General features: G+C 44.6%; 13 protein-coding genes. 9 read left to right on the forward strand and 4 right to left on the reverse strand.

The features are described 5' to 3' along the window. Positions 1-53 precede the first annotated feature (53 nt). The 4 genes from F551_RS0114880 to F551_RS0114895 all read left to right on the forward strand — a co-directional run bounded on the left by F551_RS0114880 (position 54) and on the right by F551_RS0114895 (position 8,016). Positions 54-1,802: an autotransporter assembly complex protein TamA gene (locus F551_RS0114880; RefSeq protein WP_018998322.1), complete on the forward strand. Its 1,749-nt coding sequence runs from the start codon at positions 54-56 to the stop codon at positions 1,800-1,802. 89 nt (positions 1,803-1,891) lie between these two features. Beyond that, complete coding sequence (locus F551_RS0114885; RefSeq protein ID WP_018998323.1) at positions 1,892-5,998, forward strand: translocation/assembly module TamB domain-containing protein; 4,107 nt, start codon at positions 1,892-1,894, stop codon at positions 5,996-5,998. 111 nt (positions 5,999-6,109) lie between these two features. Then, entirely contained in the window at positions 6,110-6,904 is a 795-nt protein-coding gene (gene pgeF, locus F551_RS0114890; protein WP_018998324.1) for a peptidoglycan editing factor PgeF, read from the forward strand. A gap of 176 nt (positions 6,905-7,080) precedes the next feature. Then, a complete protein-coding gene (locus F551_RS0114895) occupies positions 7,081-8,016 on the forward strand; it encodes a ribose-phosphate pyrophosphokinase (protein ID WP_026296863.1) in 936 nt (311 codons plus the stop codon). A 243-nt stretch (positions 8,017-8,259) separates the two neighbouring features. Here the strand turns inward: F551_RS0114895 and F551_RS0114900 are convergent, their stop codons facing one another. Then, positions 8,260-10,710 (reverse strand): peptidoglycan DD-metalloendopeptidase family protein, encoded by a 2,451-nt coding sequence (locus F551_RS0114900; protein WP_018998326.1) that lies wholly within the window; start codon positions 10,708-10,710, stop codon positions 8,260-8,262. A 3-nt stretch (positions 10,711-10,713) separates the two neighbouring features. Continuing rightward, positions 10,714-11,091: a BlaI/MecI/CopY family transcriptional regulator gene (locus F551_RS0114905; RefSeq protein ID WP_018998327.1), complete on the reverse strand. Its 378-nt coding sequence runs from the start codon at positions 11,089-11,091 to the stop codon at positions 10,714-10,716. A 251-nt stretch (positions 11,092-11,342) separates the two neighbouring features. Between F551_RS0114905 and F551_RS0114910 the strand changes: the two genes are divergently transcribed. The 4 genes from F551_RS0114910 to F551_RS0114925 all read left to right on the forward strand — a co-directional run bounded on the left by F551_RS0114910 (position 11,343) and on the right by F551_RS0114925 (position 14,710). Then, positions 11,343-11,984 (forward strand): 50S ribosomal protein L25/general stress protein Ctc, encoded by a 642-nt coding sequence (locus F551_RS0114910; RefSeq protein WP_018998328.1) that lies wholly within the window; start codon positions 11,343-11,345, stop codon positions 11,982-11,984. 159 nt (positions 11,985-12,143) lie between these two features. Beyond that, complete coding sequence (gene pth / locus F551_RS0114915; protein ID WP_026296864.1) at positions 12,144-12,764, forward strand: aminoacyl-tRNA hydrolase; 621 nt, start codon at positions 12,144-12,146, stop codon at positions 12,762-12,764. 141 nt (positions 12,765-12,905) lie between these two features. After that, entirely contained in the window at positions 12,906-14,009 is a 1,104-nt protein-coding gene (gene ychF, locus F551_RS0114920) for a redox-regulated ATPase YchF (RefSeq protein ID WP_018998330.1), read from the forward strand. A 128-nt stretch (positions 14,010-14,137) separates the two neighbouring features. Continuing rightward, complete coding sequence (locus F551_RS0114925; protein WP_018998331.1) at positions 14,138-14,710, forward strand: outer membrane beta-barrel protein; 573 nt, start codon at positions 14,138-14,140, stop codon at positions 14,708-14,710. Positions 14,711-14,744: 34 nt separating this feature from the next. Here F551_RS0114925 and F551_RS0114930 read toward each other — a convergent pair whose 3' ends face one another. Then, on the reverse strand, positions 14,745-15,701 hold the full coding sequence (locus tag F551_RS0114930) for a lipid II:glycine glycyltransferase FemX (RefSeq protein ID WP_018998332.1): 957 nt from the start codon (positions 15,699-15,701) through the stop codon (positions 14,745-14,747). A gap of 79 nt (positions 15,702-15,780) precedes the next feature. Between F551_RS0114930 and F551_RS0114935 the strand changes: the two genes are divergently transcribed. After that, on the forward strand, positions 15,781-15,966 hold the full coding sequence (locus F551_RS0114935; RefSeq protein ID WP_018998333.1) for a hypothetical protein: 186 nt from the start codon (positions 15,781-15,783) through the stop codon (positions 15,964-15,966). Positions 15,967-15,969: 3 nt separating this feature from the next. Here F551_RS0114935 and F551_RS0114940 read toward each other — a convergent pair whose 3' ends face one another. After that, entirely contained in the window at positions 15,970-16,803 is an 834-nt protein-coding gene (locus F551_RS0114940; RefSeq protein ID WP_018998334.1) for a carbon-nitrogen hydrolase family protein, read from the reverse strand. Positions 16,804-16,857: the final 54 nt, after the last annotated feature.

Consider the following 16,857-nt stretch of genomic DNA (forward strand, 5'->3'; position numbering starts at 1 on the left):
TTTTGTTTGTTCAGTTTTCAGCATGGCACTCAGCTCAGTACAAGATCTATCATATGAAGCACATTGCCATCTTCTTTTCTTTCATCTTTGTGGTGCTAGGCGCTAGCTCAGCCGCACACGCTCAGAGTGTTGAGATAGTGGGAGATGGAATAAGCAATGAAATCAAAAAAGAGATTGCCGATAATCTTGGTGATATAGAACAAACAGATTCAAAGTTCACTGCACGCCGTCAAGCAAGACGCGCCGCAACTATCGGATTAGATGTTTTAAAATCTAAGGGCTGGTTAGCAGCTCAAGCTGAAACAGCCGTCGAAACCGGTCCGCCACTACAACCAATTATACGTCTGAACAAAGGTCCAAGGTTCACACTAGATTCAATCTCAATCGCGATTGAAGATGAGTATATCGATGAAACGGACATACCTTCACTTAATCTTAAAACCGGTGATTACGCTCAAGCTAAATTAATTCTCGACGAAGAAAAGCGCTTGCTCGCTACGTTAAAATCCAGTGGGTATGCAGAAGCCAGTAAATTGGAACGATTAGCCATTGGAGATAAAGAAAACGCCAACCTTGACCTAACCTACAATTTCCTCTCTGGACCCAAAATCTGTTTAGGAGAAATTCAAACCAATAACTCCGGCCGCACTAAAAAGAGTATCGTGCATAAACTCTCTCCATATGAGTTTGGCGACCTATTTTCTCCTGACACATTAGAAGAATACAAGAAGCGGCTTTCAGATACGCAGCTCTATAAATATGTAAAAATAGAACTTCTGCCCGCTATTTCTGAAGATAATTCTGAGCAATGCCAATCCAGAGATCTACTAGTTACACTTGAAGATGCATCCCGCCGAACTGTTACTGCAGGACTAAGTTACGCAACGACTGAAGGTTTCGGAGCTCAAGCTGGCTATGAAATGCGAAACTACACGGGTAGAGCTGACACGATTAATATTGATCTATTGCTAAACAACTTAGAGCAATCCCTATCAACTCGCTGGAAACAACCTCTAAATGGTGGTTACAAACACAGTTTGACATTGGATGCTGCAATTCGCCGCGAGCGCACAGATGCATATGATAGTAACTCCATTTCTGCCAACGCTCTGTATGAACGGCCTTGGACAAGAGCAATTGATCTATTTGCAGGTGTTGGTGTTGAGGTTGGAGAAGAAACTCAAAACAACATAACTCAGGATTTTCAAATTTTATCTGGTCGCGGTGGCGCACGATTTGACAACACAGACAATGCACTAGACCCAAGCCATGGGGTTCGATTACAAATTAGCGCTGAGCCCGCTTATGGTATTGGTGACATCAATGGGCAGTTTGTAACTACGACTGCTCAATTACGCGGATATACAAGTTTTGCCAGCGACAAATATATCATCGCCGGACGCATTAGGGTTGGTGGCATTAGCGGCTCATCTTTTGCCGATATTCCGTCTACCCGTCGTTTTTACGCAGGCGGCGGAGGCTCTGTGCGCGGGTATGAATTCCAGAGCATTGGCCCAAGAAATTCAGAAAATGAACCGATTGGTGGTCGCAGTCTCGTTGAGACAAGCCTTGAAGCGCGGATCAGGCTAAAGAACAAATTTGGATTTGCGGTTTTTGCCGATGCAGGTGAAGTAGGTTCACAAGAAATGCCTGAATTCTCAGATCTGCGTATGGGAGTGGGAGCAGGAATTCGTTATTACACAAACTTTGGCCCTCTAAGACTCGACTTGGCGACGCCGATAAATCCGCGTGACGATGATCAAAACCTCCTCCTATATCTTAGTATAGGGCAGGCATTCTGATGAATTTATCACGCCCCTTCTCTGGCCTTCCCTTGTTCATGACTCGGCTTCAATCGGGTAGATTGTTGAAGTACACGTCATGGGCACTAATGATTGTACTTTTAGTCATTGTGCTGCTTCGTATAATCTTAGGAGGCCCAATTGGCCGTCAAATTGTTGAACACCAATTAGAAAGCCGCACGTTCTCTGGCCAATCAATCTCAATTGAAGATCTTCAAGGCGATGTTTTCGGTAAGTTTAAAATTGGGCAAATTCGAATTCACGATACTGAAGGTGAATGGCTAAATGCCTCGCAAATAGAGCTAAGTTGGTCCCCTTTAAGTATACTGAACAAAACGATACACGTTTCGAATGCAAGCGCACAGAGTGTCAATGTTTTAAGGCAACCAGCCCTAACACAAGTAACAACAAATTCTTCATCATCCAGCGATCAAAACTCACTAATCAGACATGCAAGAATCGAATTCGCTAATCTACAAAACATCAACATCCATGAAGATACAGGCCTTCCCAATAGTCTGCATAACATTACCTTCACCACAAACCTCGGTCACGTATCGGGTAACTTAAAACTGAACAGCTCAAGTGTGGGCCTCAGTGAAGATGGCAATACGGTTGGTATTGATAGTGAGGAAATCAATATTGATTTGGATTGGAATCCTCAAACCCTTCTCACGGGCAATGTTGATATTCAGATAGCTCAAAATGGCTTTATCGCCCATCTGCTTCCAACTACCCTAGACGCAGACCTAAGACTGAACTTCACAGGTCAAGGTGATCGCAAAAATTGGGATAGTCACGCCAACCTAAAATATGGCGATAAAACAATTGCCAGCATGAATGGCGTTTCCCAGAATGCCAATGCACACATAAATATGATCACCGATTTTGAAAACTTCCCACTCACCACAGTCATCACAGAAAGACTAGGCACGACCCTAGAGTTTGATGTTCAAGCAGATCTAACTGAGCTAAAGAATTCTGATCTCGAGATTGCATTTATATCTCGCATGCTAGATTTCAAAACTTCTGGCTCTGCTAACATGAGAAAAATGGAGATGCTGGATTCATGGGAAATTTCAGCCAACGCTCACTCTCTTTCTCACATCAGCGGCATCCCAAACCTTGAGGCAAAATCCTCTTTTTTTGAGGGAAACTGGTCGTATGCAGGACAAAAATTAGCTCTGAATGGAGAAGCTACCGCACAAAACCTGCGATATGAAGATCAAAGCGTTCAATCTTTAAAGGCGAAACTAGCAATTGAATACGCCAACAACATCACCGAATTTTCAATCGCATCTGATATAGATACCCCCCGCTTCAACAATGCTCGCTTAAATCAGTTGATTGGCAACAAACTAAACATTGCAACAAAAGGATGCGCTGACCTTTCATCAAGTGATTTCTCGATAAACAAGTTGAACTTTCGTGCTGAAAAAATTGATGGAAGCGGCACATTTAGCCAGAGCTCAACGGGTAGAATTAATGCATCTATTTTAGCAAATGTAATTGAAGTTGGTACCCTATTACCTCAACTCAATGGTGATGTAGCTTTGTCTTCAACGATAGACCAACAACACCGCGACGCACCAATTACGATCAATACAGCTATCCAAAACACTAAATTATCATCTTCCAACACATATGTATCCGCATTTTTGAATAAACCGGCATCTTTCAATTCAATCACATCCATAGATAGTAAAGGCAAAATCGACGTCACCGCTTCTATCAATGCAGGCAAAAACACAGCCACTTTGAGTGGGTATATTGAAGAAGATTATCTCGATGCGACACTTCAAGCCTCACTTCCCAAATACACCGCCGAAAATCTAAATGCTCAACGCATTGAGTTTAAAGCAACAGCGAACGGGCCGATACATTCATTTCAAATCCAAACAGATTTATCATCTTCCGCGGCAATAATTTCGCAATTCGATTTCGATCAAATTGAGATCAAATCACTTGGCCAGTATTCAAACGGTCAGCTCAGCACGACTATCGATTACAAAGGCAACGCGAATGCACAGCCATTTGCCGGACGTACGATTTTCTCTTTCAATGACGCATTAGAAGTACAACAGGTCAGCTTGGATTGGGCAGACCTGATACTAAGAGCAAACGGAAGCTATTCCTCTTCGACAAGCCCGATGGCGAATATTGAATTAACAGGCGATCTAAACGTTCTGGGAATCGATGGCTCGATAAAAGCCTCGAGCAAATTGTCTGAAGAAGGAATAAATTTCAAAGCTAGCGGCACAAACATTAAAGTCGGTCAAACAGTTTTGACCAACCCTAATTTAACTGCGTCGGGTAAAACAGAAAACTTTGATTTCAACTTTTCAGCCATAGGAATTACGAACTTGGCTGGAGTTGAGACACCTTTAAACTTTGAAATTGATGGGTCAGCTGATCGCAGAAACGCAGAACAAAGCATTGTATTTGATTTGGCCGGACAGATTGACGATGAGCGTTTCAATTCAAATGAAGCGATTTCTTTGCTTGCCAAAGATGGGAAACTTTCCGCTAAAGCAGACCTCAACATTTTAGGTGGAAACTTAGTTTTTCACGGAAATAAGTCCGAAACATCTGTTGGCTCAAATTTGGCGTTTACTGATCTGGCATTAAACCGCATTACTCGCCTCTTGGGACGCGATGGTTTAACCGGGAACCTTTCCGGCAGCGCACAATGGGATGGACAGGACACAAATGCCACCGGTACTTACCTTGTAGACCTCACCAATGCAGGTAGAGAGAATGATAGTATCGCCCACATCAACACAAGTATCACAGGCGAATTTATAGAAGGCCGTTTAGTTTCGGTTCTCGAGGCCCACAATGGAAGTGATTTAAACATAGATGCTGTGTTCTCCTTTCCAGCAATCGTAGAAAGCGGCATACCGTCCCTTGATACTGAAAATGTCGCGCGCTTGGATGTTGGAGCACTTGGCAAATTAGAAGCAGCTTGGGCGTTAATCGGATTAGACAGTGTCGATCTCAATGGCTTCTTTAATCTATATGCCGAAGCAGAGGCACCTCTTCTTGATTTAAAACCCGTAGGAGACATCCAAGTTTCAGACGCGGCGTTTGAACATGAACGCTATGGCTCTCGCATGGAGAACGTTCAAGCAAGCGCTTCTTTTGACACTGAAAGCATACAAATCATCTCTGCCAATGCGGATGGCATAGATGGTGGGCACGTAGAAGGAACCGGACAACTGTATTGGTCGTCTGAAGAAAAATCCGCTCTCAATGTCCAATTCAATAATTTTGGCGCAATCAAACAAAGTGGACTGCAAGCGAACCTAACCGGTGAAATGGACGTATCCAGAACACAACAAGGGCTTTTGATTGCGGGTGACCTCGAGGTGAATGAGGCTCATATCAATATTGCTCAGTTTGAAAGCACAGGGATTAAAACCATAAATGTAATCTTTAAAGATGAAATCAATGATCCCAATAACATTCCCAAGCGTATCTCACCTACTTCAAAAATGGCCCTTGATCTTAGTGTTGCAGCCGATCGCAAAATGTTTGTCACAGGTCGTGGGATTGATATTGAATTGTCAGCCGACATGCAAATCGAAGGCACACTTAAAACACCTGACGTACGCGGAGCAGCCAATATTGTCCGCGGAGACTTTTCGCTATTAGGCCAACCTTTTGAATTCTCAAACGGAGTTGTGAGAGTAGATGGTAACCCATTAGAGGCTACGACAGATTTAAAAGCTGATCGAACATCAGACGGCGTTACATCCTCCATCAATGTGTCAGGAACTTTGCGTTCTCCAAACATTAGCTTTTCTTCTACTCCGTCGCTTCCAGAAGATGAAATTATTTCACGATTACTTTTTGGACGAGCCCCAACACAATTAAGTCCGTTTGAAGCGGCTCAACTCGCGCTAGCTGCCACCGACATGACAAGCAATGGTGAAGGCTTTACACCACTTGCTGACATACAAAATGCATTCGGCTTAGATCGCCTTTCCATATCTCAAGACGCACAAAGCAACCCGCAACTGGAAACAGGAAAATATCTGGCTGAAGATGTTTATGTCGAATTGCGAAGTCGCGCGAATGGTCAAGCAGATCTGGCGGTAGAATGGGAAGCGATAGAAGACGTGGAAGTAGCTACCGTATTTGGAAATGAAACCGGCGCACGGGTATCAGTGCAATGGAAAAAAGAGTTGGATTAGTCCAGCTCTACAAAACTGTATAGAACAAAAACTTTCTGCTGACGAAACCTTCCAAACCTGCCTATATATTCCCAAATAGAAGCAGTATGTTTCACATTAGAATGGACTATCATGGCTAACACCAGTTCTCGTGCGCCCTTTGTAGAATCTCCTGGATTATCTCCTTTTACAATGAACTGGCGTCACGGTTTCTTTGGTCGTCAGGGCGGCGTTTCAACTGGCATTTATAAAAGTCTCAACACGGGCCCCGGCTCAAACGATCAGGGCAATAGAGTCAAAGCTAATCGTGATCGTATTTGTACAACACTGGGTGCATTGCCAGGTCGCATGATTACACTGCGCCAAGCTCACACCAATAAAGCGATAATAGTCGATGGACCTATGGCTATTGCTCAAGCGCCTGAAGCAGACGCTATCGTAACCTCTACCCCCGGCCTCGTTATCACTGCATTGGCAGCTGATTGTGCTCCTGTTCTTATCGGCGACCCGCAAGCAAATGTAATTTCTGCAGTTCACGCTGGATGGAAAGGTGCCGTAACAGGGGTAATCGAAGCAGCGATAGAAAAAATGATAACTCTAGGTGCAACACCCGAAAACATGATTGCATCCGTTGGGCCATGCATCAGCCAAGATAGTTTTGAAGTTGGCCCTGACTTTGAAAAGGCCTTCTTAGATATTTCACCTTGGTGTGCCAATTTATTCGAAGATGGCGAAGGTGATCGGTTACATTTTGATCTTAAGCGTTATTGCCGCGCTCGCCTTATTCGCGCCGGTGTTGCAAGAAGTGAAGCAATTGAAGAAGACACTGTAACCCAGCCTGATAAATACTTTTCATATCGACGTTCAAAAAAGTTGGAAGAGTCTGATTACGGACGAAATGCGTCTTCAATAATGCTGGTCGCCTAGAGAAATCCCCTATCAAGTGTGGCGTATATACATTGCCTGAAATTTTAATGGATAAGAACAGCTTTTGCTGTTGCGAGAATTCACAGATTGAGACAAAAGCTTTACAAATTCAGCTCGCCGGGGACTGTATTGGGGCGAGTTACTAAATAAGCGGAACCTTTAGGGCGATGGGCGAAATGAAACTTATTACGTGTAACTCCAATACAGAATTAGCAAAAGATGTCGCGTCTTATCTTGATGCACGGCTAACAGAAGCAGATGTGAAGACATTTGCAGACAATGAAGTCTTTGTGCGTATCAATGAAAACGTTCGTGGACATGATGTTTTCTTAATCCAGTCCACTTCAGCACCTGCCAATGATCATTTGATGGAATTATTGATTACATGTGACGCTCTGGTCCGAGCTTCTGCACGCCGTATAACAGCGGTGATCCCATATTACGGTTACGCCCGCCAAGATCGCAAAACAGATGGCCGCACCCCTATTTCTGCTAAACTTGTTGCGAACCTCATTCATAAAGCAGGTGCTGATCGCGTCCTAACGGTGGATCTCCATGCAGGTCAAATTCAAGGTTTCTTTGATATTCCCACAGATAACCTGATCGCAGGGCCAGTGTTTGTTCAAGACATCAAAGAGAAATATGGCCCCAAAGATGTCATGGTTGTTTCACCAGATGTCGGCGGTGTGGTTCGAGCACGTGCTCTGGCGGATCGCCTGAACTGTGACCTCGCTATCGTAGATAAACGTCGCCCTAAAGCAGGTGTCTCTGAAGTCATGAACATCATTGGAGATGTTAAAGGCCGTGCCTGTATTATGGTCGACGACATGACCGATAGTGGTGGTACTCTTTGCAATGCAGCTGATGCTATGCTCGATGCCGGTGCAAAGTCAGTGTCTGCTTATGTAACTCACGGCGTATTATCCCCTGGGGCAGCCGCGAGAATTGATAAATCGCGCCTTAAAGAGCTAGTGTGTACAGATTCTATTGCGGCTTCAGATGAAGTTGCAAATGCCAAGAAGATACGCCGTGTATCAATCGCACCACTTATCGGTGAAGCAATCAGACGTGTTGCAAACGAAGAGTCTGTCTCAAAACTCTTCGATTACTAAAAACGTAAGAAACACAATTTGAAAATACAAAAACGCAGCTCTGGGGCAACAGAGCTGCGTTTTCTATGACATAATACCAATTCGGGGGTCCGGCCCTAGCTAGCAAAAGTCAATTCCGCATCGTAACTTTACGTAAAGTTATAACACAAATACTAGATAACTTCTAATCAAATAAAGTTTAGATGAACTATCCCGCAAATTTAGAACTGCTTTTACTATAAAATCCCTACCTTTACATTGTGTTTAATTTGCTGAAGCATAGCTTTTACTTCGGAGAGATTTTCGAGCATCAGCCAATTGTTCTGCTACTTGAGAACGAGCATTTTCTACCGCTGATTTGGCCATTTGTAGCCCTTTCAACTCTGACTTAGACTCAATACCTTTTTGCTTCTCAGCAGCATCACATTGCTTTGAAAGAGATAACACTTCAGCATCTAACTCTTTCAAAGCATTCTCCAAAGCAACCACCTGTGCTTTGGCAGCTTGCTGCTGTCCTGCCCACGTCCAGTTATGAGCAAAAGCTTGAGAAGACGCCATTTGAGCTTCAGCGAATGCTTTTGCATGAGCTTTTGCATCCTCTTTTCGTTGCAAACTCTCCTCAAAACGCTCAGCAGATCTTTCCACAGTCTTTTCAAACGCCCTAGCGTCTGACTCTATGCGACGTTCCAGACTATTTGCCCAACTCTCGATACGACGCTCCACAGTTGCTGCACGTTCCTCGATACGTCTTTCAAGCTGAACTTCCATCTGCTCAGTACGACGCTCAGCAAGTTCATCACGCTTTTCCCGTTGCTCGTTTTCTCTCTGCGCAACATCTCGGACCGCTTCAGCTAAATCCTTGCGCCAGGTGATCCAATCATCTGTTGTTTCTATTTTCTTACCTTTGACCCACACACCTAGTTTTTGATCTGGTACATCCGAAGAGCCAGCGATGAACTTGACATAATCACCATTCACCTCGGTGTAGGAATATTTCTTTTTCCCCCACCCTTTAATGAGATTTGGCGTCAAATCTCCTGCAAGTGGATTAAATTCAATATACGCATCCCCAGCTTTTGAAACTTGGACACGACCGTCATCCAGATAGGTAATACCAGTCACTTTAACTTTAGGCGGCGCTGGTGGTTTGGGTGGCTCGAGAGGAGCGATACGATCTGTTATTTTTTGGGGCTTTGCTTCTTTTGGAAGAACAATACCTAATTCACGAATTTGCTTTGCTCTCAATTCCAAAGCAGGAATTAGCGCAACACCCATGCGCTCAGGATCATAAGTGCCAAGCTCACGGCTGGTATTATAATCAGGTTTTGGCCCATGCAGTTCTAAGTGCAAATGTGGCCCTGTAGCTCTGCCCGTCTCACCAACAGTTGCGATCACGTCTCCAGCATGAACTGATTGACCTTCCTCAACAAGGATTTCATCCAATTGACCATATCTGGTCAACCATTCCTCATTGTGTTTGATCTCAATCGCATTACCATAACCGTCCTTGGTTCCAACAAATACGACCTGACCTTTAGCTGGAACATGAATTTCAGTACCAATCTTGGCGGCAATGTCCACGCCTGAATGCCACGCTACCTTCTTAGTGAAAGGATCTTTGCGCTTACCATATGCAGAAGACAATTTGGCTCGGCCAGATTCGATAACCGTTGCTGAAAAATCAGGAATAGGTGCCCTAACCTTTTCAGCACCAGCTCCTTGCGCAGCAGCTAGGGGCAACCCAGCTGCCAAAAACAAACCAAATGCAGCTAGTCCAACTAACGAAGAATTCCCCTGAGAATTTGCAACAGCGATCTTCACGCGCTCGGTTAGTTCTTTATCTTTATTGAATGGGAACATGGCGGCCGCAGGTGCGCGGGTTGGCAGCCCTTCAGCAAAACGCGCTGCCGCAACAAGTGCTCTCGCATATACTGTAGGCGGCGCTTTTGAAACCAACATTGCTTCATCACAAGCGATCTCTCGCGCTCTATCCAATTCTGTACGTACAAGCCAAGCAAACGGATTGAACCACAAGACATCTGCAACAATACGTTCAAATGGACGCCATACCGCATCTAACCGACGCACGTGCATCAATTCATGACCTACAACTAGCGCCATCTCTTCTTGGCTTAATTGACGTTCCAATCCATTCGGAAGGTAAACAACTGGCTTGAAAACACCTTGTGTAAATGGAGAATAATCGCCGGGCAAAAGCCGAAATTCTGTTTTTCTTTGCAGACCTAATCTCTCGTTCCAAAAGTCAGCAGAAGAAAGAACAGCACGACTGAATACAGGCTCGGACTTACTTGTGATGACACCCAACTCTTTACGTGCCCAACGCGCGCGAAAAGCACGGAACATCCAACCTAATGCAAGAAACGCAAGAGCAGCTGTAGCCAAGTCAAACTCAAATGGAAGCCCTTGAGGCGCTTCCTGCGCAGCAGGTTGAGCCATTGTTGGCATTTCATCCAAAACGACAGGAATCGAAGGCGCTTGTCCTTCCCCATAATTCCAAACGGGATCCATTCCACCCGGTCCAGATAGCGCATAAATCAAAGCGACGGGAAACGGAACTAACAGCATAATGCTCGTGCATCGCCACATCAATTGCCTTGTACGACCGGAAAGCCCTAACCGCTGAATTCCTGCCGCTGCCACCGTCACTAATCCTCCCCAGATTATAGAAAGGACGAGAAGCATAACAAAGCTCATTTTTTACTCTCCAGTAGCAGAAGACGTATTTATTAGAGAATCAAGTTCGTCTAGTTCATCAGAAGTTAGGTGCGGGCTTCCTGCAAACATGGATACTGGAAGGTCTCCTTCAATATCCATTACTTTTCGAGTAAGGTCTTTTACCAAACCACTGAACACTTCAACTTTAGACAAAGCCGCGTCAAATACCGTAATTCCGTGCACATCTCGACGAGTGAGCCATGTTTTATCAGTCATGCGGTTAATAACGGTTCGAGTTGTAGAGTAACTCCAACCAGTCTCTTCAGAAACACCATCATGGACTTCTCTTGCGCTCTGCTCACCCACGGTCCAAAAATGCTTAAGGACGGTCAATTCAGATTTATTCGGCTGTTGGCTCATATTTTTCTCTCGCTCTTTAGCTGGCGAATTGTCATGCTCGTATGACACATTTATTTTAGACACTACACATGTAACACACCACTGTCAAAAAGAATCTATTTGCCACAATTAGATGCGCCTCTATCCAACACTTGCAATTATCACGCACAGCACATATAAGCCGCCCTTCAACTCCAAGGGCATGACAGCCCTGTGATGTTTGGGGGCGCGTGACATGGTGTGACGTGAGCCTCAGGACGGAAGGATATAAAATGTCTAAAAATATTACATTGAACGTAGAACTTCGTGAACGCACTGGTAAAGGTGGCTCACGTCAAGCTAGACGCGAAAATCGTGTTCCAGCTGTTCTTTACGGTGGATCAGAAGATTCAGTTGCAATCAGCCTAGACCGTATCGAAATTCTAAAAGCTTTGAACTCTGGTAAGTTCATCTCAAACCTTGTTGAGATCAACCACAAAGGCGAGAAGCAATTCGTTATCCCTCAGGATGTTCAATTCCACCCTGTAACAGATATCGCTCTTCACGTTGACCTATACCGCGTGAAAGAAGACCAACTTGTTAAGGTTGAGGTTCCTGTACACTTCACAGGTGATGATGTTTCTCCTGGAGTGAAACGTGGTGGTTCATTGAACATTGTTCGTCACTCAGTTGAACTAGAGGTTCCAGCTGGAAAGATTCCAGAATCTCTTTCAGCAGATGTGTCTACTCTTGATATTGGTGACAACGTCAAAATTTCTGGTATCGAACTTCCTGAAGGTGCAGCACCAACTATTACTGACCGTGACTTCACTATCGCGACAATCGTTGGACGTACGGCATCAGCTAAAGCAGATGATGCAGAAGACGATGCAGCGGCAGCAGAAGCTGAAGGCGAAGGTGAAGCAGAAGCATAATAGCTCGTTTCACTATTTCAGAATAAGATTATACGGCGTTGAAGGAATTCAGCGCCGTTTTTCTATATGTCAGGATTATTGTTGATGTCTGGTTTGCTTTCAAAACTGCTCACGCTATTACCTTTCACAAACACCCCTTCATCAAATGCGGAGCCTTTCATGTTATTATTCGTTGGCCTTGGAAATCCCGGCGATCAGTATAAAGGCAATCGCCACAATGTAGGGTTCATGGCAGTTGACGAAATTGCCAATATGCATGGGTTCGGGCCTTGGAAGACCAAGTTTCAAGGAAAAATTTCCGAAGGCTTCATCAATGATGCCAATGGAGTTCGGGTAAAAACTTTACTGCTCAAACCACAAACTTTCTACAATGAAAGTGGCCGCTCGGTTGGTGAAACGATGAAGTTTTACAAAATCCCCCCAGAAAAGACCGTCATTTTCCATGACGAATTAGACCTTGCACCGGGCCGTGTACGTATGAAAGTTGGCGGCGGCCATTCGGGCAATAACGGTATGCGTTCAATTATGGCTCAAGCTAGCAAGGAAGTTCGTCGCACACGCTTGGGTATCGGTCATCCGGGCGATAAATCACGCGTGCAAGGCCATGTCCTTTCAGACTTCGCAAAATCGGAAGGTAAAATGAAAGAAGACATGTTAGACGCCTGCGCACGCGCCATCCACTTCTTAGCTGCTGGCGATGATGAACGCTTTCAAGCAGAAGTCATGCGTTTAGCACCAGCGCCGAAAGAAGATATGTCTCGACGAAATGGAAAAAGCTAATTAACAGCACCTCTTCCTTTCACTTAAGCTTGCCTTTCGTATAAAATACGGCTTTATCCCAAAGCTAATCTTTCAAAGCCTCAATTTGCTGCTTTAGTTCACAGCGTTTTGAACAGTACAAATAAACTTCGGAGCCTCTTTATGGGTTTTAAATGTGGTATTGTTGGTCTTCCCAACGTTGGTAAATCTACTTTGTTCAACGCGCTAACAAAAACAGCGGATGCACAAGCTGCCAACTACCCTTTCTGTACGATCGACCCTAATGAAGGTGAAGTCGCAGTTCCAGAAAAACGCCTAAAAGCCCTTGCCGATATAGCCAACTCCAAAGAGATCATTCCTGCACGTATGAACTTTGTTGATATCGCAGGTCTCGTAAAAGGTGCCTCCCAAGGTGAAGGCCTTGGAAACCAGTTTCTCGCAAACATCCGCGAAACAGATGCCATTGCATACGTTCTTCGTTGTTTTGAAGATGATGACGTCACACACGTATCTGACAAAATTGATCCTATGGCAGATTATGAAGTTGTCGAAACTGAGCTCATGATCGCCGATATGGAGAGCTTAGAGAAGCGCAAACCTGCTCTAGAGAAAAAGGCTCGTGGGAACGATAAACATGCCAAGCTCACACTTGAGCTAATAGACCTCGCGATGAAGCAACTTGAGGATGGAAAACCTGCAAGAACTGCTGATGTACCAGATGATGCTGATACAAAAAAAGCTTGGCGCATGCTTCAGCTTCTAACCTCTAAGCCCGTTTTCTATATTGCGAATGTTGATGAAGAAAGCGCTGCCGATGGCAATGACTTCTCAGCCAAAGTCTTTGCACATGCAGAAAAAGAAGGCGCGCAAGCTGTTGCTATCTCTGCCAAAATCGAGAGTGAAATCGCTGTTCTTGATGATGATGAAGCTGAGGAATTTCTTGAAACACTTGGATTAGAAGAACCAGGACTAAACCGCGTTATTCACGCTGGTTACAAACTTCTGAACCTACAAACCTATTTCACCTGTGGACCACAGGAAACTCGCGCATGGACCATTCCCGTCGGCGCAACAGCACCTAAGGCTGCGGGGGTCATTCACGGTGATTTTGAAAAAGGCTTCATCCGTGCTGAAACAACAGCATATGAAGACTACGTAAAATACAATGGCGAACAAGGTGCCAAAGAAGCAGGTAAGGTTCGCCAAGAAGGAAAAGAATACATCGTTCAAGATGGCGATGTGATGCTGTTTAAATTCAACGTTTAATTATAACAATATAAGCGTTTTTTCTGATCTTTTTCTCGATTAAAACGGATTGTTTACTCTCAGAAACGAATGTGCGCCCATCACAATGCTGCGTTGTGATTATGCTATTTAAGATACTTGAGATAAATATGAAAAAAATGCTTCTAGTGGCAACCGCTTTTGCGGGCCTTCCTTCTGTTGCCATCGCCGATAACGAGGGCGGAATTTACGCAACTATTCAACCGTCTGGGTTCGGTGTTGAACTGGAAGGCGGCAACACAGCTGGTCACTCGGCTATCGGCGCACGTCTCGGCTATAACATCAATAAATATTTCGGTGTTGAAAGCGAACTCAACTATGTCTACAGCAGCGGTGAATATGATTTTAGAAGCTCTAACTTCAACTACTATGATGTGAGCGCCATCGACATGAATTACAATGCAGGTGCATTCGTAGTTGGGAAAATCCCATTCAACAAACATTTTGAAATTTTTGGTCGCGCTGGATACACGACGACTGACTGGGGAGCCGATACTTACTCCACATGTAACGGTTTTTCATGCCAAGAATTTTCACTTGATTCAGACCGCTTTGCAGCAGGCTTAGGCTTGCAGGCATTCTTTGGGAGCAAAGCACAACATGGTTTGCGTGTGGATCTCACAGGCTATGAAGGCGATGAAGAGATGGCTCAGTTTAGTCTCGGTTATTCATTCAGAAAATAAAGGAATAGTCCCGTGGTCATATCATCTACGGGACTTACCCTTTCACGAACGCCCCTGCTCGCTGAAAAACTTCTCCGCCAGTACCAATTTTAAAGCGGGCAATTCCGGCGCCTGATTGTGTATTCACGCCTCCTAGATCAAAGCGTTTAAATCCGCGTTTTTTTAGATCAAGGCATGCATTCCAAAGGCATAGATTGTGAGCACCTAGTTTACGGCCTTCTTCGGAAGCCCAGCCAATGTGATAAGTCGCCATTGTCCCATGCTCCAGCACCAACATGGCACCTGCACAGTCTTTTCCCTTATCTGCTCGGTAGATAGATAAACCGCTACTTTTACTTTCAGGCTTCGCTTTTGACTTTGAAGTTTGCCAATCCAGAGTGAGTTCAGCTGGTAACGCTCGATATCCTCGCTTTTCTCTTTGAGTTTCCTCAAGATCCAACAACCAACGGTATTGCGCAGGCTTAGTGCCGCCATTAATGAAGTTCAAATCTGATTTCTCTGCAGACGTTAGTCTATTCCGCCATTTTTGATCCATCGCCTTGCGAAGAGTTTCTGCATCCTGTTCAAGATTAATGCGAACAGTTGCTTCACCTGTCATCACACGTTTAACACCAGAAATACGTTTCAACTCTTGTTGTTCTTCATCTGGTGTAAAAACAACTAATTTGGGCCAACGAACGGGTATTGCGCGGCTCAAGGCTCTGTATACGAACTTCTTGTCCTCAGTGCTAATCTGATCCAGCCATATGGGACCGTGCGTACAAAGTGCAAAATTACCAACCATGGCAAAGGGTTTGGATGTTATCTGAGCAAGAGCAATTAATGTATTATCTGATCGTCTGACACTTGCGCGCCAAACAGCAGCGCCTTGTTTTTCAAGAACTTCTCCATAAGCCCAATCCTGTTGATAAGCTGCACACGCAATAGAATGCGCTTTGTCCCAGTCTTTGCGACTGATCTGGTTCCAGCGTACTTGAAGGACTTCACTCATGTAACAATACTAATTCAGTTATAGTTAACGATGGGCTGGCATACAATTGATTGATCATCATGAAAAGGCAATATTGTATATGGCTAAACCCAAAGTACAAACGATATCCGGATATAGGCTCAAAGAACCACGCATAACCCCTATGGCTCTTTGGTTATTTTTCTTAAAAGTTGCCCTACCAGTACTGGTAATCGGAGGCATTATTGATCTAGTTGTCCAACTTACAACTGGTGTATGTACTGGCCTTTGGTGCTTGGCGAAATAGCGCCTATTCAAACCGTTTCAATACGAAAGGTTTGCCGTGTTGCAATGACGGGATCCTTGAGCGAGCGCGCTCAACTTCATCCAGATCGATTTCAGCACTAATCACACAGGGGTCTTCACCAGCTTCCGCCAATATATCTCCCCAGGGTGATGCAATCATTGAATGTCCATAAGTTTCTCGACCATCTGCATGTAGTCCACCTTGTGCAGCTGCCAACATAAACACGCCATTCTCTATCGCTCTTGCTCTAATTAAAGAATGCCAATGCGCTTCGCCTGTTACCTGTGTAAAAGCAGCAGGCAAGGTGACTAATTGGGCCCCAGCTTGTGCGAGCTCTCTATACAATGATGGGAAACGAACATCATAACATATGCTCATTCCTATCTTCGCAAATTGGGTATCCGCTAGTACAGCCCAATTGCCTGCCATGTAAGAGCGAGACTCGCGGTAGCTTTGGCCATCGCCGACCTCCACATCAAACATGTGGATCTTGTCATAGTGGGCTACTATTTCGCCATCTGAGTTAATCAAAAAAGAGCGATTAGCAAATTTTGTTTGATCTTCGCTAAGTACAGCTAAAGACCCTATCTGCAACCAAACATCCAACTCATCAGCAAGTAAGCGGAGCGCTTTCAGGCACAGGTCATCCGGCTGGGCAACAACCAGCTTCCGAGCTGCTCCTTTTCGGATATCTAGAAAGCTCGTGTTTTCAGGTGTGACTATATATTTTGCGCCACCTCGAGCAGCTTCTCTAATCAGTGATGAAACAGTCTCAATGTTTTCTTGAATAACGTCGCTCGAGCGAAGCTGCACACATGCACAATGGAGTTTGCTCATAGATATAACTTATTTCATTTATCTGGCTGATATGAATTGCGACAAAACTCTTGC

It is taken from the genome of Hirschia maritima DSM 19733, from assembly GCF_000378345.1.
Taxonomy (GTDB): domain Bacteria; phylum Pseudomonadota; class Alphaproteobacteria; order Caulobacterales; family Hyphomonadaceae; genus Hirschia; species Hirschia maritima.

Coding starts and splice junctions, on each gene's coding strand:
- F551_RS0114880 (WP_018998322.1), top strand. CDS start 54: ATGAAGCACATTGCCATCTTCTTTTCTTTCATCTTTGTGGTGCTAGGC.
- F551_RS0114885 (WP_018998323.1), top strand. CDS start 1,892: ATGATTGTACTTTTAGTCATTGTGCTGCTTCGTATAATCTTAGGAGGC.
- pgeF (WP_018998324.1), top strand. CDS start 6,110: ATGGCTAACACCAGTTCTCGTGCGCCCTTTGTAGAATCTCCTGGATTA.
- F551_RS0114895 (WP_026296863.1), top strand. CDS start 7,081: ATGAAACTTATTACGTGTAACTCCAATACAGAATTAGCAAAAGATGTC.
- F551_RS0114900 (WP_018998326.1), bottom strand. CDS start 10,710: ATGAGCTTTGTTATGCTTCTCGTCCTTTCTATAATCTGGGGAGGATTA.
- F551_RS0114905 (WP_018998327.1), bottom strand. CDS start 11,091: ATGAGCCAACAGCCGAATAAATCTGAATTGACCGTCCTTAAGCATTTT.
- F551_RS0114910 (WP_018998328.1), top strand. CDS start 11,343: ATGTCTAAAAATATTACATTGAACGTAGAACTTCGTGAACGCACTGGT.
- pth (WP_026296864.1), top strand. CDS start 12,144: ATGTTATTATTCGTTGGCCTTGGAAATCCCGGCGATCAGTATAAAGGC.
- ychF (WP_018998330.1), top strand. CDS start 12,906: ATGGGTTTTAAATGTGGTATTGTTGGTCTTCCCAACGTTGGTAAATCT.
- F551_RS0114925 (WP_018998331.1), top strand. CDS start 14,138: ATGAAAAAAATGCTTCTAGTGGCAACCGCTTTTGCGGGCCTTCCTTCT.
- F551_RS0114930 (WP_018998332.1), bottom strand. CDS start 15,701: ATGAGTGAAGTCCTTCAAGTACGCTGGAACCAGATCAGTCGCAAAGAC.
- F551_RS0114935 (WP_018998333.1), top strand. CDS start 15,781: ATGGCTAAACCCAAAGTACAAACGATATCCGGATATAGGCTCAAAGAA.
- F551_RS0114940 (WP_018998334.1), bottom strand. CDS start 16,803: ATGAGCAAACTCCATTGTGCATGTGTGCAGCTTCGCTCGAGCGACGTT.